This is a genomic window from Enterococcus devriesei, from assembly GCF_001885905.1.
In the GTDB taxonomy this organism is placed as follows: Bacteria; Bacillota; Bacilli; order Lactobacillales; family Enterococcaceae; genus Enterococcus_A; species Enterococcus_A devriesei.
This window is the reverse complement of sequence record NZ_JXKM01000015.1, coordinates 1-26,094: the sequence shown is the minus strand read 5'-3', so window position 1 is coordinate 26,094 and position 26,094 is coordinate 1. Positions and strand designations below refer to the sequence as shown.

The window sequence follows — 26,094 nt, the reverse complement described above, 5'->3', positions numbered from 1 at the left end:
GTTTGCTTTTACCGATCGATAACTGATACTTAAAGTTATCTTTATTTTATGGTAGGATGAAAAGAGATAAATAATTGGAGGTAAAGAGTATGTTTGAACGTCCATACTACCTAAATCAAATTTTGAACTTTAAAGATACAGATTTTATCAAAATTCTAACTGGTGTTAGACGATCAGGAAAATCATTTCTAATGAATTTGTACAAAAATCATTTAGAAGAAGAAGGTATTTCTCCTGAAAATATTATCTACATCAATTTTGAAACATTTGAATATCAAGTTGTAACTAATGAAGATAAATTCAGGACAGCTGTAAAAAATCTTCTACCAGACAATCCAAATAAACTTTATTTCCTTTTTGATGAGATTCAATTAGTTGATGGTTGGCAAAGAGTAGTGAATGGGCTGAAGACTAGTTTTGAGTGTGATATTACCATTACAGGATCAAATGCTGATATGCTTTCTGGTGAGTTAGCGACATTATTAAGTGGTCGTTATATTGAAATATTGGTATACCCATTATCTTTTCGTGAATTTCTTGAGGTAAAAAATATTGATCCTAAATCAAGATACATAGATACTGCATATACAGAATTTGAAAAATATGGAGGCTTTCCTTCAGTAGTTTTGGCGGACGAGAGTTCAAAAGATATTATCCTTCAGGGCATATTTGATACGATTGTTTTAAATGATGTCGCTTTTAGATCGGGTATTAAAGATCCGTCTTCACTGAAGGCAATTATCAGCTTTCTTGCCGATAATGTCGGCCAGCTAGTCAATGCAACAAGGATAACAAACACCCTAAACGGGGAAGGAATTTCAACCTCAGTTCCTACCATTACGAGATATTTAGATTTATTGGAAACAGGATATTTGTTTTATCGATCGCAACAATATGACATACGTGGTCGTGAATACCTAAGAACAAATGGGAAATACTTTATCGTTGACTCTGGTTTGAGAAGAAATGCAGTTGGAAGAAAAGATGGAAATTATAGCAATAGACTAGAAAATATTGTCTATATTGAGTTAAGAAGAAGAGGGTACGCCGTAGATGTTGGTCGTTTAGGAAACAAAGAAATTGATTTTATAGCTAGAAAACTTGATGAAACACTTTATGTTCAAGTTACTTATGATCTTCCTGACAACACTCATGAAACGGACAATCTAAACAATATTCAAGATAATTATAAAAAGATACTTGTTACTGGTCGATATTATGATAAAGATCAAATCGATGGGATAGAAATAAAATATATTGTTGATTGGTTACTAGAATAACTGACATATGTTCCGAAAATCTCCGGTCAGATCCCAAGAACAATTATAGATCACAAAGTACTTTTTAATAACTTTCACCCCAAATCAATGAAAAACTTCACTCGATTTTATCATAGGGTGCATAGCATGGGATTTATCATTTTAGATGTCGCTCAAGACGATTCTAAGCTCATTTCATTTTTTCGGATAGATAGTTTCTTCGAAATAGGAGCTTAGAATCATCATAATAGCTATGAATTCGATTCCTGCATACTGACTGCCTAAATCAGTGTGTAGAATCACTCCTTTTGGAATGTGATAATGTATTTTTGTCTCTACGAAAAATTGTCTAAGTTTTGATACTAACACCAGATCGTTTAATCTTTGTCCGTTTTTTGCTTTTTTAGAAGAGCCATTGTGAAGTTTTTCCCTTTCGGCTATACTCTTAATGATAATGTTTTTAATTATTCAGGAGGTGGGGATTTTGTTTACTTATCAACTATGAGTTTGAGTTAAATGTGGACTTAGAGTATCTAAGTCAGCGAGTAAACAAAAATTCCCCTCCTTTCTTTAGTACGTGATGGTCATGTCTATTAACCATGGATCGGGGGAGCATACAGGTTTGTATGTTTCTTTTTTGTGCGCTTAAACACATATAATTTGCATCACCACAAAAAAAGATTAGGAGAATCAGGATGAAAAAAATCAAATTAGCTTTTGCACTATTGGCGGTAGTTTTAGTATTGGGAGCATGCGGATCGAAAAAAGAAGCTTCGACGGATAAAGAAGAGAAAAAGGATATCAAAATTGCCTGTAATCAAGTTTCCGAGAATTCGTTAAAATCAGCGAAAGAATCAATGGAAGCGGAAGGCTATAACCCAGAGTTTGTAGTATTTTCAAATAATATCGAAGCTTTACAAGCGGTTCAAGATGGCAATGTAGATGCTTCATTTGCGCAACATGAGCCGTTTATGAAATCCTTCAATGAGCAAAAAGGCGGTGACTTAGCAATGATGTCGCCTCATGTTTACTACACTGGAATCGGTTTGTATTCGACTAAATATGATAAGGTCGATGAATTACCAGACGGTGCGCAGATCGCTATCATGAATGATGCGATGAATCGTGACAATTCTTTATTGATGATGCAAGATGCCGGCTTGATCAAATTAAGCGATGAGAAGAAATCAGGTTATACGGCATTGGATATCGTTGATAATCCAAAAAACTTTAAATTTGTTGAAATTGAACAAGCACAAACAGTCCGCAGTTTGGAAGATTTGGATGCGGCGACTTGCTTCTTTACCTTTATGTTTAACTCAGGTGAAAATTACAAAGACTATTTGATTCGTGATCAGCATGCTAAAGATTTTCCAATCAGCTTGATTGTAAAAGATAAGAATAAAGATACTGATTGGGCGAAAGCAATCAATGAGTCTTTCACTACAAAAGAGAGCAAAAAAGGCATCAATGATCACTTCAAGGGAGTGTTTACTTTCTATGAGTAAATTCCAAGAGCTGAATCGGCGATTGAACTATTTATTAGAATTGGAGCATAAGGTAGTAGGAATCAGTTTTTTGCGAAATAAAGAGGATTTTGAAGGCTACGATGCACCAGCGACCAAAAAAGTGGTTCCTTATTGCCGTGCCGTTCAACAGGCAACGGAAGGTGTCAGTGTGAAGATGTCGATTGATAATTTCGGTTGCCCGGCATCTGCCGTAGCCCTAGGTCTGATTGAAAACGATGATTATAGTGCTAGTGGACAAAAGCATGCAAAAATGGGTGTTTATAAGGATATCGAAGTGAGTAAGGCAATTGCGGATGATATGGTTTATTGTCGGGAATCTTCTTATGGGATTGCGGTTGAACCGATTGAAGCGTGGAGAAATGCCCCCGATGTTATCTTGATCATTACAACGCCGTTTAATGCGATGCGAATCTTGCAGGGCAATGCGTATTTTAACGGACAAGCAAAAAATATCAAGATGACGGGTATGCAAGCGATCTGTCAGGAAGGAACCTCTTATCCTTATGAAACCGGCTTGATCAATATTTCAATGATGTGTTCAGGAACACGATATGTCGCACGTTGGAAAGATGAAGAGCTTTGTGTCGGCATTCCCTATGAGAAATTTGAAGTCATGATCGAGGGTCTAGAAGAAACATTAAATCCAATGGAGCTATTAGAGAAGAAACGCAAAGTCATTAAGAAAATTGCAGAAGACGATGTACCGGATTTTTATGATGTTCGGAAACGGGACAATTATTTTAGGGGCGCTTATCAGGGCGTGAAACGTTAGGTGTTGAGTAGATGGAAATAGTCATCGATCAGGTCAATAAAAGCTATGGAGAACAAACAATCCTAGAAGATATTTCTTTGACGATCCCCACCGGTTCTATCATGGGAATCCTAGGAATCAGCGGTGCCGGAAAATCAACGTTACTGCGGTGTATCAATGGTTTGGAACAAAGTCAATCCGGCAGTATCAGAATCGGTACGCAGGCACTGGAGAAACTATCAGAAAAGCAATTGCGGGAGATGAAGAAAAAAATCGGGATGATCTTTCAAGGGAATTCTTTGATTGAACAAAAAACCATTTATAAAAATGTCGCGTTGCCGCTAGAGTGCAGCGGATATGCTAAAGAAGCAATCAAAGAACGGGTAGAAGAACTTCTATCAGAGGTCGGAATTGCGGATAAGGCGAACATGAAGCCACGACAATTATCTGGTGGACAAAAACAACGAGCCGCAATCGCCAGAGCCTTGACTATGAATCCCGAGATTCTGCTTTGTGATGAGGCGACTTCGGCACTAGATCCGAATATCACGAACGGTATTTTGGAACTTCTGTTGAAATTAAATAAAAGAATGGGATTAACGATCGTGGTGGTCACTCATCAAATGGAAGTGGTGAAGAAGATTTGTGACCGTGTTGCTATTTTACAACAAGGAAAAATCGTTGAAGAAGATACGGTTCAGCAGGTTTTTCTAAACAACTCAGAAATATTACAGACGATCACAGGGGAACAGCAAACCAACTTCGGTGAATTGAAAACAGGTCATCGTATAGTGAAATTGGTGACGCAGCTAGAAACGGACGTTTTAGCGTTATTGCGCCAATCAGGAGTAGAAACGCCACATCTGTTGAAGGCAACGACCGAGCAATTTAAGGAAGAGAGTCTGACCACGTTGCTATTGTCTGTGCCTAATGAAGATGTCACAAAATTACTAGCGCTCGCGGAACAAGGTCACTTTGTTTGCCAGGAGGTGAAGGATCGTGAGTAATACGGTGTTGATTACACAAGTGCTGTTACCGAACTTGGTCAGCACAGTAATTATGGTATTGGTTTCTTCACTAATCGCAACAATCATCGGCTTTGCTTTGGCAGTTATTTTAGTGATTACGAATAAAAAGGGGCTATCACCTAATTCAAAGATGTATCGCCTATTGGATTTTGTGGTGAACATTATTCGATCTTTTCCTTTTATTATTTTGATGGTTGCGCTCATGCCCGTTACGCGTTCATTGGTGGGGACGACGATCGGTACCTCAGCGGCTATCGTGCCGTTAACTTTTGCTATGACTCCCTACGTGGCACGATTATTTGAAAATAATTTATTGGAGATCAATCCTTATACCTTAGATGCGGCAAAATCAATCGGTGCGACCCATATACAGATAATTTTCAAAGTGATGCTGGTAGAAGCTTTTCCAAGTATGATATCCAGTCTGACCTTGGCGATCATCTCGGTATTAGGCTATACTGCTATGGCGGGAACTGTAGGTGCGGGAGGATTAGGTGCCGTAGCTATCACATACGGCTATCAAAACTTCGATAATACGATTATGTATAGTACGGTTGTCTTACTGATTGTCTTTGTACAAATCGTTCAATGGGTTGGCAGTCTTTGTTATAAAAAAGCCAAAAACTAATTCCAATCAGAGAGCGCCAGACAACTCGATTCAATTTGATCACCTGACATTTGACGCTCTATTGTCCTTTATTACTTTTTTAATCAAACAGAGAGTATCTGTAAAGAAATAAGTCTTTAAAAAGATGTGGATAAAAATTTGAATAAAGGTTCGTCGATAAGCGGTGCGTTTCTGTGCACCGCTTATTCATTTTCATCAATAACTAAGTTTTAGTATGAAAAATTAAAAAGTGCCAAACTCTTGAAAACCTATGGTAACCAATTTGTTAGTTTGTCTAAAACAACTTGAACTTCTGATTTGTTACTCTCTTTCAAATAGTCATGAGGTAAATAATAAACCGGAACAAAAAGGCTATCTGGGATACTACGCCCAATCATTTTGCTATAGCGAAAGGGGATTTCTTCATCAGTGGAGCTAGCGCTACTAAATGTTTTTGGAAAAGAGTGTAAAATTTCTTTTGATAAGGCGAATTCACCAGGAAAATCGACACCGTAAAATGAAGGAAGTAAATTTTGTTGGACAGCATAATGGTAAAGTAAGTAACGCGACATGAGAGGGTCATCCCAGATAGGCTTTTTCAACTCAGTTCCTTCAATTTGTTTTGAAGAAATTTTCTGTGGTAGTAATGTTCGCTCTTCATTGATAAATTTCAAGTTAGTGTATCCGTAGAAATTGACTAAGAAATCGGGAGTTTGATTTTTTTCTTTGAGCCGTTTAGTCAATTGCAACATTAGAAAAGCACCGGCTGATCGCCCACAGATACCAAAGTGCCCCCCTTTAATGATAGTATTATACAGAAGCTCAACACTTGTCTCTAAGTCATCTATAATTTCAGCCAAAGAACTGTTAGGCGCTAAGCGGTAATCCAAGGCTAGCACAGAATAACCTTTTTTTAAGAAGCGATCTATCAGGTCACTGGGAAGATCGTTTTTTGATCCGTAGACCAGCCCTCCGCCATGGAGATAGAGAATAAATTTATCGTTTTGAGTTGATCCATATAGATCATAGCTCGCTTGGTTTGCTAATGTCATTGTTTTTTTCAAGAGCGGTTCTCCTCATTTTTATAATATAAGTACCAATTTCATGATTCATTACTTGCAAAGGATCGGCAAGATCGATTGCTAGGATTTTTTCGACCTTATTTAGACGGTAGCGAATGGTTTTTGAATGTAAAAACATCGCCTCTGATGTTTGTTTATAGTTTCGATTATTTCGTAAGAATTGGTAGAAGGTTTCGAAAAGGTCAAAATTAGTTTGAGACAGATTCAGTAATTTTGCGGGAACAAGATCATTGAGTGCTTGAACTTGTTCGCTGCGAATAAAGTGTCGAAAAATACCTATATCTGCTAATTCCACCACATTATCTTGATAGAATTCCTCGTTAAATCTTAAAATGTCCAAACATTCCATCAAAATCTCCTTTAAATCATCACGTTGTTTTAGACTGCTGATAACAAAAGTCATCGTTGGGTTTGATTCTAATACTTCGGTTAACAGATGCTTCATCTGCAATTTTGAAATACTCTTGTTCTGACTAAAATTAAAAAGAATCAGTGAATAGTTATGATGGTCAAAAAAGATTGAATCAGTCTTCAAGCTCTTCAGAAGATTGATTGCTTTGTCTTTCAGTAGTTTTGACGCAGGTGTTTTTGTTGAGAAGGCTACCGCTTGGTAATACGCATGCTGATTCATATGTGCCTCTTGCAAGAGACTTTCCAACTCATCAAGATTCTTCGGTGTGTTTTGTAAAATAGCATCGGCTAAATTGTTTAATCGCTCGTAGCGTTCCTTCTTTAACAAGTATTCAGTATTCAGTCTCTCCTGCAAAACGTCGATCGTATTTTCAATAATAACCAAATCAGTTTCTTTAACCTCCGTTTGATTCAAATAAACCAACAATAGACAGTGACTAGAATAGGGGTTAAATAAATTTACTTCCAAAGCAGACTGGCTTGGACCATTTTGCTGTGAAAAAAGTGTCAGCAAGTTATAGTCGTTCTTAGTAAATTCTCCACTAGATAAATTTTTTCGTCCAAGGACAACATTGTCCTTAGGCGTTTCACCAAAAGCTATTTCTACTTGATGATCGATCATTTTTAAGCTGCAGGGCGTTCCGATCAAATGATAAAATTCCTCCATAATTTTTTTCAAGGAAGGGTGTTGGCGCTCCAATCTGGTAAAACGTTGGCGAACATCGTAATAAGCACGCAAAATATGAGTCTGATGATTCAATAATGGTTCGTAAATGGCTAGCAAAATTTTTTCATAGCTAACATCCTGCGCAATTTTAATCAAAGGAATTTGATATTTGAAGGATAGTTCGATTACCCAATCGGGAATGATTTTAATCAAGCGTTCCATTTTAATGACTAATCCACTCACACCAATTTGCTGCATTTTATGGAAGAACTCTTCTAGATCAACTTCTGTAAGTCCATCAAAAGCATAGAAGGAGGTTAAAATTAATTGATTTTTTTTACTCCAGTGTTCAATATCGAGAGCCTCTAATACCATCGCTGACTCTACTTCATTCTCTAATCCAATTTCTTTTGTAAGGATTTTACTTGTTTCTAATTGACTTAGCGATAACAACTCTTCTAATTTCATCAAATTCTCCTTTTTCCTCTATTTGGATAAAAATTATACCACTTTTTTAGAATATCATCCGATGAAAACGCCATCTTTTCGTTTTAAACTGTTTCTGTAGAGGAAAGGAAGGCGTAATTAAATGCTGAAAACTGTTATTTTAAAAAACAATTATCAAGACTCTATTAATTTGATGTTGCTGACAAATCGGATCAATGATCTGCAGGCCGTTAGAATGAGTCAAATTATGATGGGCACAAATGCTAATAAGGATATCCTAGACAATACAAAACTTCTAACGGATGAAGCGAAAGCGGCTTCACCAAACGATTTAATGATTGTCGTCGATAGTGACCAATCAGATATTATGGATCAAGTTTTACCTGAAATTGAACAATTTTTGGAGGATCTATCGTCAACAGGCTCCGAAGAAAAAGCAAAAGCTGCAACTTCATGGCAAGAAGCGTTGGATAATCTACCAGAAGCGAACATGGCACTTTTCAGTATTCCTGGAGAATATGGTGCGGCAGAAATGGAAACCGCTTTAAAAAAAGGTCTACATGTTTTCTCTTTTACTGACAATATATCGATAGAAGATGAAGTGCGATTAAAACAAATGGCCCATGAGAAAGGTTTGTTGATGATGGGACCTGATTGTGGGACGGGAATTATTTCTAGTATCCCAATTGCTTTTACGAATGTTGTGGTACCTGGAAATATTGGTGTTGTAGGTGCCTCTGGAACTGGAATTCAAGAAGTAACAACGATTATCGATCGTTTGGGAAATGGTGTGGTTCATGCCATTGGAACAGGCGGTCGTGACTTAAGCGATAAAGTTGGGGCAACTACGATGAAAGATGCCATTGTGGCTTTAGAGAATTATGAACCAACAGATGTGATTTGTGTGATTTCAAAGCCACCAGCAAAAGAGGTTCGTGATGAGGTTGTTCAACTTTTACAAAGCATTACTAAGCCAGTAGTAGCTATTTTCTTAGGAGAAAAACCAATAGCCCATGAAGGTAAAGTATATCTGGCACATACACTAGAAGAAACCGCCAAAATTGCGGTGGATTTAGCGAATGAAACTGCTGTTAAAAAGAATTATTTTGAAGCGGTGGCTAAATCAACTACAACTCTTGCTAAAGACAGGGTTATCAAAGGTCTTTATTCAGGTGGCACTTTAGCTGCAGAAGCAGGAATGTTGATCTCAGAAGCTTTAGGCTTAGAAGGATTGGTGAAAAAGGAAGGGTATGTTTTAAAATCGCATGGCTATGATGTGATTGATTTGGGTGATGATATCTATACTCAAGGGAAGCCTCATCCAATGATTGATCCAGAAGTTCGAATTAAAAAGATTCAAGAAAGTGCCGCCGATGAATCAACGGGTGTAATTTTGTTAGATATTGTATTAGGCTATGGTGCGCATGAAGATATGGTGGGAGCTTTGCTTCCAACGATAAAAAAAGTTCGTGAGTCTAGACCTGATTTGCAATTCGTAGCAACAGTGGTTGGAACGGACAAAGATCCGCAAAATTATCAGAAGGCGGTTCAACGTTTACAAGAAAATCAAATATTAGTTGCTGAGAGCAACGCAAAAGCTGTTCAATTGGCACTAAGTCTAAAAGGGATCTCGTTGACCGAAGAAGATAAGGTTGTTGTGCCGTATCAGGGAACAACAATTGAAGTACCTAAAGCAAGTTCTAAAGTGATGGAATTATTAAATTCTAAGCCACGAATTATCAATGTTGGATTACAAAGCTTTAATCAATCAGTCCAAGCGTTTGATGGAAAATCTACTCAATTTAATTGGAAACCGAGAGCTAGTGGAAACAAAAAAATGATCAAGATTTTAAACGCATTGGAAGAACACGCAGAACAGATCGATACAGAGAATCAAAAAGTAATGAACAAAATCAAAAATGCCCAACCGTTTCTAACCGATGTTGTGCCAGCAAAAAGGGTGATTCCAGAGTTAAATGAATCAACGAAGACTTTGCTGCACGCTGGTCCACCAATTACTTGGAAAGAAATGACGGGGCCGATGAAAGGGTCAGTAGTTGGAGCGGCGATCTTTGAAGGCTGGGCAACTAGTGAAAAAGAAGTTATCGCATTGATCGAATCCAATCAAATCCGCTTTATTCCTTGTCACCACGTCCATGCAGTTGGTCCGATGGGAGGAATAACTTCTGCTAATATGCCGGTTTTTGTAGTTGAAAATCGTTTAGATGGCTCAAAAGGATACTGCACAATGAATGAAGGGATTGGAAAAGTTTTACGCTTTGGGGCTTTCTCGCAAGAGGTCATTGATCGGTTGAATTGGATGAGAGATATTTTAGGTCCGACTCTATCAGGTGCTTTGAAGCAAAATAAAAATGGTCTGAATTTGAGCGTATTGATTGCACGTTCGATTACGATGGGAGATGAATTCCATCAACGCAATTTTGCGGCATCATTGAATTTCCTAAGAGAAATTGCCCCCTTGATAGTCCCTCTATCAATGGACGAACAAGATAAACAGGACGTTATGAAGTTTTTAGCGGATACAGATCAATTTTTCTTGAATATCATGATGGCCGCTGGAAAATCAATTGTTGATTGTGCTAGAAAAGACGCTAAAGGAACCATCGTTACTACATTAACTAGAAATGGCGTAGATTTTGGTGTTCGTATCGCAGAGTCAGCGGATGAGTGGTATACCGCACCAGTTAATGTTCCTAAAGGGTTATATTTTACTGGGTTCTCAGAGGAAAATGGTAATCCGGATATGGGCGATAGCGCAATTACCGAAACAATCGGTGTTGGTGGAATGGCAATGGTAGCTGCTCCTGGAGTAACCCGTTTTGTTGGCGCAGGGGGATTCCAAGATGCTTTAGCTATTTCGAATGAAATGGCAGAAATCAGTGCAGGTCAAAATCCAACTTGGACGATTCCGACGTGGGATTTCCGAGGAACTTGTTTAGGAATCGATATTCGAAAAGTCGTAGAGACGGGTATTACACCATTGATTAACACCGGAATTGCACATAAAGAAGCGGGTATTGGCCAAATCGGGGCAGGAACTGTGCGAGCTCCTTTAGCTTGTTTTGAAAAAGCATTAGAAGCTTATGCCCAATCATTAGGTATTGAGACCAACTAAGAAAGGATCGAATCAATGGGATTAAATGTGATTGCTTTAGGCGGAAACGCCATTTTAGATAAAATTCCAACTGACGAAGGACAAAAGGGGGTCGTACGAAAAGTTGCGTCAGACATTATTGAGTTTATTGAATTGGGAGAGCAAGTGGTCATTTGCCACGGAAATGGTCCTCAGGTCGGTAATTTGCTGATCCAGCAAAAAGCCGGGGATTCCGAAAAAACTCCAATGATGAAGCTGGATTCAAATGTGGCAATGACCGAAGGCAGCATTGGCTACTGGATTCAACAAGCGATTCAGAATGAACTACAAAAACGAAATATGCACAAAAATGTGGTTAGTGTCATCACACAAGTAGAAGTGGATGCAAATGATCCGTCTTTTGAGACACCGACGAAACCAATCGGCCCCTTCTATACTAGTGAAGAAGCCAAAAGAAAAATGGCTAATGGTGATGGTCTTTATCAAGAAGATTCTGGCCGAGGATATCGGAAAGTGATTGCTTCTCCGAAACCTAAACGAATCATTGAAAAAGAAGCGATTCTTTCATTAGTGGATGCAGGTATTATTACGATTTGTGTTGGTGGTGGCGGGATTCCTGTTGCGAAAAATGCACTAGGAGAATTTGAAGGGGTTGAAGCGGTGATTGATAAGGATTTATCTGCGAATCACTTAGCCAAAGAAATTAATGCAGATCGTTTAATTATTTTAACCGGAGTCGATAATATTTACATTAACTACAATCAGCCGAACCAGAAGAAATTAGAAAAGTTAACCATCGGTGAAGCGAAGCAATATATTCAGGAGGATCAATTTCCTCCTGGAAGTATGCTGCCAAAAGTTGAATCTGCTATTGATTTTGTTCAAGAAAGTCGAAAACGTGAAGCTGTGATTACCTCAATTGAAAACTTAAGTAATATCGTAGAAGGCTTCGGTACAAGAATTGTTTGCTAATAGAAATGAGAGAGGGGTCTAATGATGAAACGAAAAATTACGCTTTTTTTCCTGATGTTGCTGGTAGGTGCAACATCAGGAATCAACGCATATGCCGCAGAGGCACTAGATAAAGTGACGGCGCCGACCGGTTTTCAAGCACTATTAGTAATTGTTCCACTGATCTTAGTGTTGGTTCTATTATTTTTGAAAGTAGATATGATTATCGCCGGATTAGTCGCGGGGGTTTTAGCGATGCTGATTGGCGGTGTCAGTCTGATGGATGCGAATGCACAGTTGTTGGAAACAATTCCATCTATGTTGAGCATTACCGTTCCGATCATTAATTCTGCTGTTGCCATGGCAGTTTTTAAAGCCGGCAGTTATACAGCTGCTCTAACTTTGGCAAAACGAGGAACAAAAGGGAAGGTTGAGTATGTATCAGCCTTCATTGTTATCTTATTAGCGGCGGCAACTTATATGTCAGGAATTGGCGGCGGGAGTGCCATGGTTATTGCACCATTAGCTTTTGCTGCAGTTGGGGTAGTGCCAGAGTTAATTGCGGCTATGTCACTTTCCGCAGCAGTCTCTTTTACGACTTCTCCGGCTTCATTAGAATCAAGTATTGTTTCTAAACTGGGAGATGTAAGTGTTGGCAACTATGTTTCAATCATGCGTCCTTATTGGTTGATTTTTGTTGTTTTGGCTATTGTTCTGGCTTTCTGGGGGACAAAGCGCCGGAAGATTGGTTTCAAAGAGACTACAGATGATGAGTTTGATAAGAAAACAAATGGAGAATTATTCAAGCTGACGTTACCAGCAATCTTTTTACTCTTTGCCGTAATCTTTGGACCGATCATTAATGATTTAATCGGCTTTGCCTTTTTTACACCTTTGGTCTATATGATCCTAACTTTAGCGCTGGTCTTTATCTGTACCGATTTTACGATGAACCAATCCGTCGAAGCGATGGTAGATGGCTCAACATATATCCTAACGCGCTTGTTCCAAGTAGGGATTTTCTTAGCCTTCATTAATGTCATTGCCCAAACGGGAACTTTTGCGGTTATTGCAGGAGTTGCCCAAAATGCGCCTGAATTTGTTGTTGTTCCTGTAGCAATTTTAACCGGCGTATTGATTGGCGTTCCCGCGGGAGCTTATGTCGGTTCAGTCCTAACCTTAGTCTTGCCGGTAGCTGTTTCACTAGGATTCCCACCATTAGCTTTAGGTTTTGTTACGATGGGCGTTGGCTTAGGAAGTCAAATGAGCTTCGTAAATATTACAATGCAGGCATTGTCATCAGGTTTCCAAATTCCAATTTTGGATGTAGTAAAAGGAAACATAAAATGGTTGAGTTTAGCCTCCGTTTTACTTTTAGTAATCGGCCTATTCTTTGGTTAAGTAAACATCTGTTAAGGTCTGAATAAACGAATCGTCAAAATTGATGTTATACAGTATAGAAATGAATACATTAAGTTGAATAAGGAGTGGAAAGAATGGATTTATTGATCAAACAAGCAAGATTAAATGATGGTGAAGCCTTACAGGATATCGCAATCGATCAAGGAAAAATTGTTGAGATCGCCCCTGAAATCAAAGATTCTGCTAAAGAAGTGATTGAAGCGAACGGACGAGTATTGATTCCTGGGTTGGTAGAAAGTCATATTCATTTAGATAAAGCACTGATTGCCGATCGTGAACCAAACAAGTCGGGAACACTAAAAGAAGCGATTCAAGTAACCGCAAAGCTGAAGCCGACTTTCACAGAAGAAGATGTCTATACTCGGGCGAAGCAAGCTTTGGAAATGATTATCCGCCGTGGAGCGACGACTGTAAGAACCCATTCTGAATTTGATCCGGCACAAGGGTTCACTGGCTTTAATATGATCATGAAATTAAAAGAAGAATACAAAGATTTGATTGATATGCAGGTGGTCGCATTTCCTCAAGAAGGGATTTTTAAAGCACCTGGTACTGATAAAATGATGTATGAGGCGATGGAAATGGGTGCCGATGTTGTTGGCGGTATACCTTACAATGACGCGCCGGCGAATGATCATATTGATTTGATTTTCGAAATCGCGAAGAAATATGACAAAGATATTGACTTGCATCAAGATTTTGCAGATGAGGCGGACAATACTTCAATCGAATATTTATGTGAAAAAACGATTGAGGAAGGTTATCAAGGACGTGTGTCAGTGGGGCATTTGACAGCACTGCATGCGATGCCAAAAGAACAATTGGATCGTGTGATTAAAAAAATGGCAGAAGCAAAAATCAATGTGATGCCGCTGCCTGCAACTGATCTGCACTTAGGTGCCCGCAAGGATGAGTATAATGTTCGACGCGCAGTTACACCGATTCGCAAGTTAAGAGATGGTGGAGTCAATATTTGTTTAGCAACGAATAATATTCGAAATGCCTTCACACCCTATGGAAATGGCGATTTGTTCCAAATTGCGATGCTAGCTGTGCCAGTAGGCCATTTAGGCGGAGCGGATGATTTGCCGACGGTTCTTCCAATGATTACAGAAAATCCTGCAAAAGCATTGGGTTTAACTGATTATGGTATCAGTGTAGGCAAAAAGGCTGACTTGGTTTTATTGGACACTAAAGTTAAGGCAGATGCTGTCATTGATATACCAGAACGGTTGTATGTTATTAAGAATGGCCGGATTACAGTAAAAGTAGACCATCACGTGAGTATTTTAAAATAATTTTTGATAAAGGCAGATTTAATCTGACTTTGTTTAAGATTAGGTAAAAAGATAGAAACAATCGGGAGAAAAGTTTATGGACAAAAAACAAGCCAGAATAAGCTCCTATCTTTCAACTTTGGATCATTTTGGGAAGATGGGAAAAATTCATAGTGTCTTTAAACAGTCACTCAACTTGATGGTCAATGAACATTTGATAAATTTATCAGCATCGGGGAATTTTTTGTCTAGTTTCGGTGTACAGTTGTCACCACCTGTTTTTCAAGAAATTCGCCCATTTTGTCAGCAAGGAAATGTAGTAAGACTCACTCAACAATCACTGGTGATATACAGTCAGGTAGGAATCAAGCGGTTATCCTTTTCTGATATCCAAATAGTACCATTAAACATAGGAGCCATTGAACCTAACATGGCGACAGTCATGATGCTAAAAGAAATTTTGACTACGAAACAATTAGAGAAGCGACTAGGTTTACCTGGTGGAAATAGAGAACGAATGTATTTTGATTTCTTGCAGAATCCTGAAATGGACGACGAGAAGTGGCTGGCGTTAGTAGAATATTTTGTAGGTCGAGGCAAAGGGTTAACCCCTAGCGGAGATGATTTATTAATGGGCTATTTGTTTATACTTAAGCTATACCAGCATAAATTTTATCAAGTATTAGAATTGCAATTGCATAAAATGAACCGTTTTACAACTGATGTTAGCTGGAACTATCTATCAGCGTTGCTTCTTGGTTATGTTAGCTCACCATTTATTGAGTTGCGGAATGGATTAGAGGAGGAGCTCCCTTATAACGAATTAAATCAGTTAGTGAAAGCCATTTTAGCGATAGGGCATACTTCTGGCAGCGATAGCTGTTATGGACTTTTTTTAGGGGTCACAGCTCTTATGGGAAATAAATAACGATAGCTTCAGTTTCACAAATTGAAGAAAGGCAATGGTCTTTCTCTTGTACTAGCCGATCCAATTTGAATAAGTTGGATCGGTATTTTTTTGTCTATTCGCTATTTGAAGTATTTATAGAAAGAATATCAGAATTTTTTACTAGTGCTGGAAAAATTTATTTACTCTAAATCATTGCCAAAATCTGCTTCCTAAATTGTATCCAGTAAGGTAAGAAGTTAAAACACTTATGTTATTTATAGTTGAGGTTTTGATTAATCTAGGTGTTTCATTATATTTAATAAATACTCACAATGATAGGATTTTATTGGGAATAGACTTATTTTTAGGTCGAAAATATGCTCTTATGAAAAATGTTTTTTTATAACTAACGTTTTGATTGATGTTTCTTTAGAATTGTTATAATCTTATAGTATTGATTCTAATCGTTTTGTAATTAAATTCTAAGGAGGGAAACATTTATGATGAGAATGGAAGATATCGCTATTCCAGCAGTGCCTACGATTACTGCTGAACACAAAAAATTAGTCGAAGCCGCACGAGCGACTTTATTGGACAAGAGCAAGGCGACCCCCTTTGCTTTATTAGGAACCGAGGAAGTCGTCGGAACCAACTTTTGGATTCTTTGCAGAGTTGAAGTTCCTGAAACAAAGGGCGATGAAGTGCTGACGGTCTATAAAATTTATCAAAGCCCGGAAGATGAAGTCTCATTGGTCGAAGCACATCCCTTCGAGTTCGAGACACCACATAGTGAAGCCTTTCGATTATCAGCCTAAAAAACGAAAACAAGCAATGGACTGGCGTGAGCCAAACAGAAATCCATTGCTTTTTTTGCGCGTTTCGTTACTTAAAGTTAAGGAGAGAAGCGTATATGGGAGGGAAATAATCTGATTTAAATCGAGATAATTGACGGTTGTTCCTCCGCAAACCAGATAGTTGCGCTTGTTGCAAAAGGTCATTAGACTGATTTTGTAAGCAAAACGTGAATGGAGGAAGATCTATGAAATACACTGTGACAGGCGCTACCGGGAATCTAGGCAGTCGGATCATCGCCCAATTATCCCAACAAGTCGCAACAGATGAATTGCGCGCGATTGTGCATACTCTCAGTAAAGCAACTGCTTTGGAAAAACAAGGGATCGAGATTCGCCAAGGCGATTATCTAGATGTTGACAGCATGACCGCTGCTTTGGAAGGAACCGATCTGCTGATTTACGTCCCTAGTAAGACCTACCTTGTAGAACAGAGAGTCCATGAGTTAGAAAATACCTTGAAGGCTGTCAAACAAGCCAAGGTCAAAAAGATTATTTTCGTCAGTTTCTTCGCAGATCAAGAAAACAACCCATTTGTGATGTCGCCTTATTACGGCTATGCACCCCGGCGCTTGGCTTCTTCCGGCTTAGAATATGCCGTAGTAAAAAACGCATTATACGCCGATCCGTTGATTCCTTATTTGCCTGAATTGATCCAACGAGAAAAGCTGATCTATCCCGTGGGCAAAGAAGCCCTGAGCTTCATCTCCTTAGACAATAGCGCCGAAGCAATCGTACAGCTGGCTCTCAACCCAGCACTGAGAGACCAAGGTCAAACCTATCTACTAAGCCAAAAAGAACCTTATACAATGGATCGATTGGGGGAGCTCATGACGAATGTGACCGGTGAAAAAATCGGTTATGAACCCGTCACATTGGAAGAATTCTCAGAAATCTACGAATCCGATGGCGATAGCGAAGAACTTTCATCGATGTATCGTGGTGGTGCGATGGGCTTGTTGAGTGACGTATCGGATGATTTTCAAAAAATCACTGGACATGAAGCGGAGACGATGGAGGAATTTTTGGAGAAGCATTATCGGAAAGAATAGCAACGATTATTTTCAAAAAAGTAGAGAACTGAGTCCTATGATTGATAGAGGACTCAGTTCTTTATATTGTAACTATACTTGAATCAACAGCTCTTTATTATTCAGTATCAAAAAAATATTTTGTTCGCTTGACAAGATAATCCGCTTTCAATAAAATGGACTCAGATATTTAATTAATCAAATAAAAAAGGCACTCTACATTCTGGCAGTCACCAGAACATAGAGCCTTGAGAAGTCAGCGACAACTGACCCATCAAGTTGCCATAGTCAGTGTATCACACCGACTTCATTATTGTACCAAATTTAAGCTTTTTTTCTAGTCTTTTTTGTGGGTAAATTTTGAGGCGTGGTATACGTTTATTTCGCTATGTCAAAGGTATTGGGCAGCTAATGTCCGATACCTTTTTTCTTTGTTTTGGATCACAATAGGTGGTTGATTCGTCTTAGTGAAATAGCTGATGTTTTTATTTGAACTCATTATTTATCAGAAAGGGTGGGAATATGGTGGTTCTTCAGGTGTTAACGCATAACGTCGTGGTGGCTCGTGAAGGGAAAGGAGAGTGGGTCTTGGTAAAAAAGGGGATCGGATTTGGCAAGAAGAAAGGAGACGCGATCGTTGCTACAGATTTCGAAAAGAAATATCGAAAAATTGAATAGTTTAACCATTTGGAGGGTGACTGTTAGGCAGGCTTGATCCATTTCACAGAGAGTGTGAGATGTGTCGGGCCTGCCTTTTTATTTTAGCCAATTGGCTGACAGAAGGGATTGGTTCTATCAAGAAAGGGCTTATTTATGGGGTGATTACCTACACGATCTGGGGCTTTCTACCGATTTTTTGGAAGTTGTTAGAAGGAATTGACTCGTTGGAATTGCTGGTATATAGGATTATTTGGTCATTTTTGGTGATGTCGCTGACATGTCTCTGTTTTTTCAAAAAGGAGATGTTCGTCGAGCAATTATTGGTGGTGTGGCGAGATGCCAAAGTACGGTGGAATCTGTGTCTGGCGGCGCTTTCGATCGGTGGCAATTGGGGAGCATTTATCTATTGTGTCGCCAGTGGTCAAACGAATAACGCGAGCTTTGCTTATTTCTGCTCCCCGCTTTTTACGGTGTTCTTTGGGCACTTTCTTTTCAAAGAGCGGCTAAATGTCTGGCAACGGTTTGCGGTGGTGTTATTAATGGGAAGTATTTTCACAAAGCTGTTCACGGGGGCATCGTTGTCGTTCGTACCGCTGTTGATGGCGCTAGCGGTGGCCTATTATGGTGTGTTGGAAAAACAAGGCGTATTAAACCCGATATTTCGGATGTGGGTGGAGACAGTGATTTTATTACCTGTAGCGCTGATGATCATGTGGTTTACCAAGATGCCGTTGGTGTTGCCGATGTTGGGTGGCAATCTGTTGTTGGTGACTAGTGGGGCTGCTACAGCGTTGCCGTTGATCTTATTTATGGCTGCTAGTAAACGTCTGCCTCAGACGGTGTTGGCGATTTTGCAGTATTTGAATCCGGCCTTGATGTTAGCGATCTCGGTGTTTTTGTTCCGGGAGCCGTGGCATCCTAGCGATTTGGTGACGTATAGCTGGGTTTTGGTGGGGAGTATCATATTTGTGATTGGTCTTATGAAACATACTAAGGAGGAAGAAAAACATGACAAAAGAAGAAGTTCAATTGACAGCGTTTCAGATTATCAGCATCGCCGGTGATGCGATGGATGATTTTTATCAAGGATTGAGCACCTATCTTGATGGAATCAGGTTAGATAGTGGGATAGTGGCGATGAAACGGGGGCAGGAGCGAATGGCGGAGGTGCATAATATTCAAACAAAGTTGATCAAAGCGGAGGTTAATGAGGAAGAGGTGCCATATTCTTTGATTATGACCCATGCGCAGGATCATCTTGCCAATGCAATCTCGTGGAGTCGAATGTGCCAGTTACTGATTGATCAGTTGGAACGTGACGAGGTAGAAACTTATGAGTAAACAACTACAGAAGTTCTCGAATGTTTTGGAAAAGCTCTTTGCGCCGCTGGCGGCGAAGTTGGCGGGGAACCTTTATTTGCAAGTAATCGCCACGTCTTTTATGACGATCTTGCCGTTGATTCTGATTGGTTCTTTTGCGTTGATTTTGTCGCAACCAATCGTCGACTATCATTTATTATCTTCGACGGACGTCTTTTATCCTGTGATGAAGGGTTGGGCACAGGCGGCGGAGGTCTACGGTTCGCACCTAAATTTCTTGTTTGGGGTGACGTTAGGCAGTCAGGGAATCTATTTGTCACTGGCAATCGCCTATAATTTGGCGCAAAAACGTCAAATGAATGTTTTTTTAACTATGTTGGTGGCATTGGTCTCCTTTTTAGTGGTGAATAGCCAATACGTGGAATGGAATTGGGACACGGCCTATTTTGGTGGTACGGGGCTTTTTTCGGCGATCATCACGACCTTTGTAGCGGTGGAATTGTATCATCTGTTGGTGAAAAAACAGGTGGGATATATTGCTTTTCCAGATACGGTGCCGGCTTCGTTGAAGGAGTCGATCGGAGCTTTGGTCCCTTTAGCGGTGGTGTTTTTGACAATGGTGTTGATTCGTTTGATTTTTGCGGAAGTCTTTTCGACGTCAGTCCCAAGACTGATGATGATGATCGGGCAACCGTTGAATCTAGCGGTAGATTCGGTCTTTGGAGTTTCCCTTGCCTCGGTGGTCTCTCAACTAGGCTGGTGGTTTGGCATTCATAGTAGTGCGATCTTGTCAGTGGTGATGCCGTCTTTTGATGCTAATATCTTAGAAAATGCGGCTGCTTATGCGGCGGGCACACCGTTGACAGAATTGCCTCGGATCGTGACAAGTTCGTTTTATTTTAATTTTGTGGCGATCGGTGGCGGCGGCGCGACATTAGGCTTGGTGCTGTTGATGTTGCGCAGTAAATCCATTTAGATTCGAACGGTAGGTAAGTTGGCGATCATTCCCGGAATTTTCGGGATTAACGAACCGGTGTTGTTTGGGTTACCGATCGTCTTGAACCCGATTTTTTTGATCCCGTTTCTATTGACCCAAGTGGTGAATATTTTCTTGTGTTACGGAGCTATGGCGGAAGGATTGGTCAATCGTACGATGATCAATGTCAGTTCCACCGTGCCGGTGGGCTTGGGGCAATGGCTGTCCAGTCTTGATTACCGGGCAGTGATTCTGACGGTAGTATGTATCGGCGCCAATATGCTGGTATATTACCCGTTCTATAAATTATTTGAAAAAGAGAAGTTGGCAGAAGAACAGCAGCCTTTGGAACAGAACACAGAAGACGCAATCGAAGTTTACTAGAGAGAAAGGAAGAATGAGCATGAATGTATTATTGGTTTGCCAAGCGGGGATGAGTACCGCGATCTTGTGTAAGAAAATAAGTGAGGTGGCAGAAAAAGCCGGGCAGTCTCTCCATATCGAAGCAGTAGGGCTGGAAAAAGTCGGACCGAAATCCCAGGCCAAACAGTTGGTGATGTTGGCACCCCAAGTCCGCTACGCAGTGCCCAATGTCCGTAAAGAAGTCCCTGCTAAAATCCCCATCATGGTAATCAACTCCACCGATTTCGGCTTAATGAACGCAGAAGGTGTCTATCAAAATATGATGACGGTGGTGGAGAGTCGTAAATGAAAGTACTAGTGGGATTTTTTAATTCAGAGAGCAACGAGCATACACCGAAAACGATGGATAAGGAGAATTTTCTCTTTGCGGAAGGGGACGATATGCTTTCGAGGATGGGCATTCAGCCCATCTTCGAAAGTCTAGGCACCCAACTGATTCCGGGATTCTACGCGAATGGTCATCCTGGTGGCTTGATCGAGAGAGCGGCATTTGACTACATCTTAGAGCGTTTTCTAGCTGGGGTAAAACAGAATCTATCTGAGCTTGATGGCATTTATTTGTATTTACATGGTGCCAGCAAGGTAATGGATTTGTCGGAAGGCTCAGCGGAGTTTGTGATTTTACGGGAGATCCGTAAATTGGTGGGCGCATATCTGCCAATCGCCGTGGTGATGGACCCTCACGGCAATGTGACAGAAGAATTAGTAGCGATGACCAATCTGGTGACTTGCTACCGACACTCGCCTCATACAGATATTCAAGCGACATTTGACAAAACGGCAACCCTTTTTTGTGGAATCTTACAGGATCGAACACGAGTCATCCAACCGGTATGTCGTAAACTGCCGATCATCGTGGGCGGTGAACGTTCGGTATCTTCGGACGAACCCGTCCGTTCCATCAACCAAAAACTCGATGAATTGGAACAAGATCAACGAATCCTTTGCGCATCCTTCCATGTAGGCTATGTCCGGCATGACAGTGATCGGTTGGGCTGTGGGGTAACGGTAGTCCCGTCCGATCAGCGTTATCGAGACTACGCCCAAGAAAAAGTCGACGAGCTGGCTGACTTTATCCTACGCCGACGTTACCAGTTTCACTATCATGGTAATTACGGAGAGCTAGATCAGGTATTCGCTGAGGTGGAAAATAGGACAGAGAAACCGATTTTCATTACCGATTCCGGGGATAACTGTGGTGCCGGCAGCGATGGTTACAGTACGGTAATCTTACGAAATTTATTGGAAGCCTATCCCGATTGGCGGAAACCAACCTTGATCGGGGGGATTATTGACGAAAAAGCGACCTCTGAGCTGGAACACCTCACACTAGGTGACGTAGTACAGTTCAAATTAGGAAAAGATCTAGATGAACGATCTAAAGCGGTATCGTTAGAAGGGACGATCGTCTCAAGAGGAGTGGTCAGTCAAGACTATCAAGAGACCCCTGAAATGGGTCTCTTGGTCGGGGTGAAATTGAAAGACTATCCCATCACAGTATTGGTGCAACGAGAATCGGTAAGTTTCACGGAACTCACGCAATTTAAGTGGGCGAATGTACCCGTAGAGGACTACGAAGTGATCGTAGTAAAACAAGGATACATCTCACCAGACTTTGACGCGTATGGAGCCTATTGCGTGATGGCATTGACAGACGGCCCAACTCAACAGACGACGGAGAAGCTGACATTTAAGCAGATTCAGCGACCGATGTTTCCCTATGATGAAGTGGATTATGAATATCTGCCGAAGCTTAATGGGGGATTTGAGTAAAGAGTAATAACTAAAAATTGAAAGCATAAACACATCCTTTCGCAATTTGGATTCATTTTCAAAAATGCGAAAGGATTTTTTGTTTGTGATTTTATATGATAACTATGGATTAAGTAGGCGTTTGATGTTTCAAGTATTGAGAAAAAAATTTCTCTTCAAAAAGCTTAAACCAGAATGACATATAAGAGATAGGCTATCGTTAAAATAAATACGTGCTAAATAAATATGTTCTATAGGTTACCAATAATGAAATAAAAATCAAAAATCAAGTACTTTAATTAAAAGACATTTGACGAAATGAGCTTGATCTATTATACTAAACATCAAAATTAGCTAAAAAGTAACGGAGAAGGTGAGTAAATGATTGCTGGTTTTATATCATTTTTGAAGTGTGCCTTTCTGCCTCCTATTCAAAAGTTAATGAATGACCAAATTGAAAAATTTTATTGTCGTAATCAAAAGCAAGAGCTACATAGATCTTGGAACGAGTTTTTTAAAAAAGTGGTTCTTAATGCTGGAATAAGCGAGAAAAGGTTTAAGGAGGCAAAATGTTCAAAAACTATTAGCAATTTTCTTTTTCAATCTATTATTAAAGGATACTCATTTTCGAATAAAGATATAGTACTCATATTAGCGAAAGAGAATTGTTGGGGATTAAGTTCAGCAGATATTATCGTTTTAGCTACAACATTTTGCAACTCCCTGAGGCATTCTATAAAGAAAGTGAGCAGGGACGATTTATTTATTGATGAAGTATACATTCCGTTTGATTTATCAGTCCCTGCATTTGTAAAGAAAATAAATAGTTTTTCTAGTTTAAATAAAGAATACTATAACCATTTTTCAAAAAGGGTACAAAGTGAATTTAGTAGTGACATGGGTATAAACGTACATTTTCGTGATGAAATGGGCGTTAACAACAGAACTTCGAATTATTCTGTAAATTTGAGTATAAATCGTTTTGATGTAAGCGAGATATGTTCTGCTTTTTTTACAGAAGACGCAGATTTTGTTATATACAGAGGAAATGTTCGTGAACAGGTGAAATTTGTACATATGGATAAAAAAGGTAATGTAAGAATTGTTCTTGAAAGTGGGGCATCGTATGGAACTTGTTCTAAGAAATATAGTACCATTTGGGAATTATGAACGTGTTATTTATTGTTATATAGAAAGGATGAAGCAACTTGAGTAAGACATTACTAAATGATGTGGTTACTATTAAACTTGGATTGAATTTATCAAGGAAAAGCGAAGAAGAAAAAAAATATATAAATATTTACACTAATAATGATTTGATTAACGATTTGGATACCATTGATTATGAGGAAGGTCAAGACAATAGGGTAGAAGAAAATAATGCTATTATTCACACAGTTCATAGAGGAGATCTTGTTTATAGTTTTATAAATTCTATCTCTGGAATCGTTGGAAAAGCAAATGGAGGGAAAATAATCAATCAAAATTTTGCTAAAATTGAAATAGATGAAAATCGGATAGATAAAAAGTATCTTTGCTATTTATTAAATAGCGATAAAGAAATAAATAGAGAAAAAGATATCGCTATGCAGGGCAGTGTTTTAAAAAAGTTATCTCCCACTGCGATTAGAAATTTTGAGGTTGAACTACCAGATATTGATAGGCAAAAGAAAATTGGAAATCTATATGCAACATGGATTAGAAGAAAGGCATTGATAAAAAAAAGAAATGAGCTTGAAGATATAATTTTTTCTGAATTTTTGAACGATTTAAAAATGCAACATTAAAAGTATTGTAGTAACGAATTACAATTTTAGAGTAAAAATCAATTATGAAAGCGAGAGCGGTATATTAACGATATGACTATTTGCAATAATCTTTGATGGATTACCGAAAAAAAAATATTTCGGTTATAATGGATTTTGAAAAACTTACGATTCATCAAAGCAAAAGCTTTTAGCGCGTTATATTATTAAGGAGGAACTATCATTGGCTACAACAATCTCAAAAACTTTATATCAAGCATTATGGAATTCAGCGGATATTTTGCGTTCAAAAATGGATGCATCTGACTATAAGTCATACCTATTAGGTTTAGTCTTTTATAAATACTTATCAGACAAATTATTGTATCATTCGGCTGATTTATTAGAGAAAACAACAACCGATTTAAATGAAGCACAACGAATTTATGAAGAAGCGTATACTGACGATGAATTAAAAGAAGATTTGTTAGAAAATTTACAGTATGATTTCTCCTATACGTTAGAACCCCATCTAACCTTTACAGCGTTAGTTCAAGCGATTTACAAAGGGAAATTTCAACTAGAAGATTTGGCACAAGGTTTCCGAAATATTGAACAATCGAGTGAAATGTTCGAAAATTTATTTGAAGACGTTGATTTGTATTCAAAAAAACTTGGTGCGACTTTGCAAAAGCAAAATCAAAGTATTGCCGACGTTATGAAGGAATTGGCTGTTCTTGACGTTGCTGGGCATGCGGGAGATACGTTGGGCGATGCTTATGAGTATTTGATCGGCCAATTTGCCTCTGATTCAGGAAAAAAAGCGGGTGAATTCTATACGCCACAACCGGTTTCTGAGTTGATGACCAAAATCGTACTCTATGAGAAGGATTCGCAAAAAGGTTTTAGTGTTTACGATCCGACCATGGGATCAGGCTCATTACTTTTAAATGTAAAAAAATATTCTAAAGAACCTGGTACGATTGAATATTTTGGTCAAGAACTCAATACCTCGACTTATAACTTGGCTAGAATGAACATGATCCTTCATGGTGTTGATACAGTAAATCAACATTTGCACAACGCCGATACATTGGATCAAGATTGGCCAACAGAAGAGCCAACCAACTTCGATTCCGTACTAATGAATCCGCCATATTCAGCAAAATGGTCTGCTGAAAAAGGCTTTTTAGATGATCCTCGTTTCTCTATGTATGGCGTGTTAGCGCCGAAATCTAAAGCAGACTTTGCCTTTTTACTTCATGGCTATTACCATTTGAAAGATACGGGTGTGATGGCAATCGTATTGCCTCATGGTGTTTTATTTAGAGGAAATGCGGAAGGGAAAATTAGGAAGACCCTGTTAGAAAATGGGGCAATCGATACCGTTATTGGTTTGCCGGCGAATATCTTTTTTAATACGTCTATTCCAACCACAGTTATTATTCTAAAAAAACAGCGAGATAAAAAAGATGTCCTGTTTATTGATGCTTCGAAGGATTTTGAAAAAGGGAAAAATCAAAATCTGTTGAAAGAAGAACATATAGAAAAAATCTTAGACACTTATAAGAAGCGTGAAGATGTTGATAAATACGCCCACCTTGCTGAATATGGTGAAATTGAGGAAAATGATTTCAACCTTAATATTCCTAGATATGTGGACACATTTGAAGAAGAAGAACCTATAAATATCGTTGAATTAGGGAAAGAGATGCTAGATTTAAATCAACAAATTAAGGAAGCTGAACAATCCTTTTTAGCGATGTTAGATGAACTCCAAGTGACCGATGGATCAAAAGAAATCATCGAAATCACTAAGGCGGTGTTCTCTAATGACTGAGAAAAAAGTGCCGGAAATCAGATTCAAAGGATTTGAAGACGAGTGGGAACAGCGTAAGTTT

22 protein-coding genes and 1 pseudogene are annotated in these 26,094 nt (G+C 39.1%); 21 read left to right on the top strand and 2 right to left on the bottom strand.

The features are described from left to right. The first annotated feature begins 89 nt into the window (after nt 1-89). The 5 genes from RV00_RS14415 (at nt 90) to RV00_RS14395 (ending at nt 5,195) form a co-directional block, all read left to right on the top strand. Nucleotides 90-1,280 (top strand): ATP-binding protein, encoded by a 1,191-nt coding sequence (locus RV00_RS14415; RefSeq protein ID WP_071863257.1) that lies wholly within the window; start codon nt 90-92, stop codon nt 1,278-1,280. A 674-nt stretch (nt 1,281-1,954) separates the two neighbouring features. Next, nucleotides 1,955-2,767: a MetQ/NlpA family ABC transporter substrate-binding protein gene (locus RV00_RS14410; protein ID WP_071863256.1), complete on the top strand. Its 813-nt coding sequence runs from the start codon at nt 1,955-1,957 to the stop codon at nt 2,765-2,767. Further along, on the top strand, nt 2,760-3,560 hold the full coding sequence (locus RV00_RS14405) for a DUF169 domain-containing protein (protein WP_211272398.1): 801 nt from the start codon (nt 2,760-2,762) through the stop codon (nt 3,558-3,560). The genes RV00_RS14410 and RV00_RS14405 overlap by 8 nt, the downstream gene beginning before the upstream one ends. A gap of 11 nt (nt 3,561-3,571) precedes the next feature. Continuing rightward, nucleotides 3,572-4,546, top strand: coding sequence for a methionine ABC transporter ATP-binding protein (locus tag RV00_RS14400; protein WP_071863254.1), 975 nt, complete (start codon nt 3,572-3,574; stop codon nt 4,544-4,546). Further along, complete coding sequence (locus tag RV00_RS14395; RefSeq protein ID WP_071863253.1) at nt 4,539-5,195, top strand: methionine ABC transporter permease; 657 nt, start codon at nt 4,539-4,541, stop codon at nt 5,193-5,195. The genes RV00_RS14400 and RV00_RS14395 overlap by 8 nt, the downstream gene beginning before the upstream one ends. Before the next feature lie 248 nt (nt 5,196-5,443). On the opposite strand, the gene RV00_RS14390 is transcribed toward RV00_RS14395, so the two are convergent. Continuing rightward, nucleotides 5,444-6,238: an alpha/beta hydrolase gene (locus RV00_RS14390; protein ID WP_071863252.1), complete on the bottom strand. Its 795-nt coding sequence runs from the start codon at nt 6,236-6,238 to the stop codon at nt 5,444-5,446. Continuing rightward, the gene (locus tag RV00_RS14385) at nt 6,198-7,802 is read right to left on the bottom strand and encodes a PucR family transcriptional regulator (protein WP_071863251.1); all 1,605 of its coding nucleotides are present in this window, start codon (nt 7,800-7,802) and stop codon (nt 6,198-6,200) included. The genes RV00_RS14390 and RV00_RS14385 overlap by 41 nt, the downstream gene beginning before the upstream one ends. Nucleotides 7,803-7,923: 121 nt before the next feature. Between RV00_RS14385 and RV00_RS14380 the strand changes: the two genes are divergently transcribed. From RV00_RS14380 to RV00_RS14305, 16 genes and pseudogenes are all read left to right on the top strand, one after another. After that, nucleotides 7,924-10,917: a bifunctional FdrA/YlbE family protein gene (locus RV00_RS14380; RefSeq protein ID WP_071863250.1), complete on the top strand. Its 2,994-nt coding sequence runs from the start codon at nt 7,924-7,926 to the stop codon at nt 10,915-10,917. Nucleotides 10,918-10,932: 15 nt separating this feature from the next. Further along, on the top strand, nt 10,933-11,868 hold the full coding sequence (arcC, locus tag RV00_RS14375) for a carbamate kinase (protein ID WP_071863249.1): 936 nt from the start codon (nt 10,933-10,935) through the stop codon (nt 11,866-11,868). 24 nt (nt 11,869-11,892) lie between these two features. After that, the gene (locus RV00_RS14370; protein WP_071863248.1) at nt 11,893-13,248 is read left to right on the top strand and encodes a citrate transporter; all 1,356 of its coding nucleotides are present in this window, start codon (nt 11,893-11,895) and stop codon (nt 13,246-13,248) included. A gap of 95 nt (nt 13,249-13,343) precedes the next feature. Continuing rightward, nucleotides 13,344-14,567: an amidohydrolase family protein gene (locus RV00_RS14365; protein ID WP_071863247.1), complete on the top strand. Its 1,224-nt coding sequence runs from the start codon at nt 13,344-13,346 to the stop codon at nt 14,565-14,567. A 76-nt stretch (nt 14,568-14,643) separates the two neighbouring features. Continuing rightward, on the top strand, nt 14,644-15,474 hold the full coding sequence (locus RV00_RS14360) for an oxamate carbamoyltransferase subunit AllH family protein (protein ID WP_071863246.1): 831 nt from the start codon (nt 14,644-14,646) through the stop codon (nt 15,472-15,474). A 461-nt stretch (nt 15,475-15,935) separates the two neighbouring features. Further along, the gene (locus tag RV00_RS14355; protein WP_143141801.1) at nt 15,936-16,250 is read left to right on the top strand and encodes a hypothetical protein; all 315 of its coding nucleotides are present in this window, start codon (nt 15,936-15,938) and stop codon (nt 16,248-16,250) included. A 224-nt stretch (nt 16,251-16,474) separates the two neighbouring features. After that, the gene (locus RV00_RS14350; RefSeq protein ID WP_071863245.1) at nt 16,475-17,338 is read left to right on the top strand and encodes an NmrA family NAD(P)-binding protein; all 864 of its coding nucleotides are present in this window, start codon (nt 16,475-16,477) and stop codon (nt 17,336-17,338) included. 501 nt (nt 17,339-17,839) lie between these two features. After that, nucleotides 17,840-17,995: a CAT RNA binding domain-containing protein gene (locus RV00_RS14345; RefSeq protein ID WP_071863244.1), complete on the top strand. Its 156-nt coding sequence runs from the start codon at nt 17,840-17,842 to the stop codon at nt 17,993-17,995. A 59-nt stretch (nt 17,996-18,054) separates the two neighbouring features. Continuing rightward, the gene (rarD, locus tag RV00_RS14340) at nt 18,055-19,041 is read left to right on the top strand and encodes an EamA family transporter RarD (protein ID WP_084133312.1); all 987 of its coding nucleotides are present in this window, start codon (nt 18,055-18,057) and stop codon (nt 19,039-19,041) included. Continuing rightward, nucleotides 18,986-19,318, top strand: a complete 333-nt coding sequence (locus tag RV00_RS14335; RefSeq protein WP_071863243.1) for a PTS sugar transporter subunit IIA — start codon at nt 18,986-18,988, stop codon at nt 19,316-19,318. Before rarD ends, RV00_RS14335 begins: the two co-directional genes overlap by 56 nt. Beyond that, nucleotides 19,311-20,657 (top strand): annotated as a pseudogene (locus tag RV00_RS14330) (PTS sugar transporter subunit IIC). Before RV00_RS14335 ends, RV00_RS14330 begins: the two are co-directional and overlap by 8 nt. Before the next feature lie 19 nt (nt 20,658-20,676). Further along, nucleotides 20,677-20,985 carry a PTS sugar transporter subunit IIB gene (locus RV00_RS14325; RefSeq protein ID WP_071863242.1) on the top strand — a complete coding sequence of 103 codons (309 nt, stop codon included), beginning with the start codon at nt 20,677-20,679 and terminating at the stop codon, nt 20,983-20,985. After that, on the top strand, nt 20,982-22,469 hold the full coding sequence (locus RV00_RS14320) for a M81 family metallopeptidase (RefSeq protein ID WP_071863241.1): 1,488 nt from the start codon (nt 20,982-20,984) through the stop codon (nt 22,467-22,469). Before RV00_RS14325 ends, RV00_RS14320 begins: the two co-directional genes overlap by 4 nt. Nucleotides 22,470-22,829: 360 nt before the next feature. Further along, a complete protein-coding gene (locus RV00_RS14315) occupies nt 22,830-23,618 on the top strand; it encodes a hypothetical protein (protein WP_071863240.1) in 789 nt (262 codons plus the stop codon). Nucleotides 23,619-23,656: 38 nt separating this feature from the next. Then, nucleotides 23,657-24,235 (top strand): restriction endonuclease subunit S, encoded by a 579-nt coding sequence (locus tag RV00_RS14310; protein ID WP_071863239.1) that lies wholly within the window; start codon nt 23,657-23,659, stop codon nt 24,233-24,235. A 202-nt stretch (nt 24,236-24,437) separates the two neighbouring features. Next, nucleotides 24,438-26,033 (top strand): type I restriction-modification system subunit M, encoded by a 1,596-nt coding sequence (locus RV00_RS14305; RefSeq protein WP_249024110.1) that lies wholly within the window; start codon nt 24,438-24,440, stop codon nt 26,031-26,033. The last annotated feature ends 61 nt before the right edge of the window (nt 26,034-26,094 follow it).

Bases quoted from the DNA above. Each gene is read 5' to 3' on its own strand.
- RV00_RS14415 (WP_071863257.1), top strand. From the start codon at position 90: ATGTTTGAACGTCCATACTACCTAAATCAAATTTTGAACTTTAAAGAT.
- RV00_RS14410 (WP_071863256.1), top strand. From the start codon at position 1,955: ATGAAAAAAATCAAATTAGCTTTTGCACTATTGGCGGTAGTTTTAGTA.
- RV00_RS14405 (WP_211272398.1), top strand. From the start codon at position 2,760: ATGAGTAAATTCCAAGAGCTGAATCGGCGATTGAACTATTTATTAGAA.
- RV00_RS14400 (WP_071863254.1), top strand. From the start codon at position 3,572: ATGGAAATAGTCATCGATCAGGTCAATAAAAGCTATGGAGAACAAACA.
- RV00_RS14385 (WP_071863251.1), bottom strand. From the start codon at position 7,802: ATGAAATTAGAAGAGTTGTTATCGCTAAGTCAATTAGAAACAAGTAAA.
- RV00_RS14380 (WP_071863250.1), top strand. From the start codon at position 7,924: ATGCTGAAAACTGTTATTTTAAAAAACAATTATCAAGACTCTATTAAT.
- arcC (WP_071863249.1), top strand. From the start codon at position 10,933: ATGGGATTAAATGTGATTGCTTTAGGCGGAAACGCCATTTTAGATAAA.
- RV00_RS14370 (WP_071863248.1), top strand. From the start codon at position 11,893: ATGAAACGAAAAATTACGCTTTTTTTCCTGATGTTGCTGGTAGGTGCA.
- RV00_RS14365 (WP_071863247.1), top strand. From the start codon at position 13,344: ATGGATTTATTGATCAAACAAGCAAGATTAAATGATGGTGAAGCCTTA.
- RV00_RS14360 (WP_071863246.1), top strand. From the start codon at position 14,644: ATGGACAAAAAACAAGCCAGAATAAGCTCCTATCTTTCAACTTTGGAT.
- RV00_RS14355 (WP_143141801.1), top strand. From the start codon at position 15,936: ATGATGAGAATGGAAGATATCGCTATTCCAGCAGTGCCTACGATTACT.
- RV00_RS14350 (WP_071863245.1), top strand. From the start codon at position 16,475: ATGAAATACACTGTGACAGGCGCTACCGGGAATCTAGGCAGTCGGATC.
- RV00_RS14345 (WP_071863244.1), top strand. From the start codon at position 17,840: ATGGTGGTTCTTCAGGTGTTAACGCATAACGTCGTGGTGGCTCGTGAA.
- rarD (WP_084133312.1), top strand. From the start codon at position 18,055: ATGTGTCGGGCCTGCCTTTTTATTTTAGCCAATTGGCTGACAGAAGGG.
- RV00_RS14335 (WP_071863243.1), top strand. From the start codon at position 18,986: ATGACAAAAGAAGAAGTTCAATTGACAGCGTTTCAGATTATCAGCATC.
- RV00_RS14325 (WP_071863242.1), top strand. From the start codon at position 20,677: ATGAATGTATTATTGGTTTGCCAAGCGGGGATGAGTACCGCGATCTTG.
- RV00_RS14320 (WP_071863241.1), top strand. From the start codon at position 20,982: ATGAAAGTACTAGTGGGATTTTTTAATTCAGAGAGCAACGAGCATACA.
- RV00_RS14315 (WP_071863240.1), top strand. From the start codon at position 22,830: ATGATTGCTGGTTTTATATCATTTTTGAAGTGTGCCTTTCTGCCTCCT.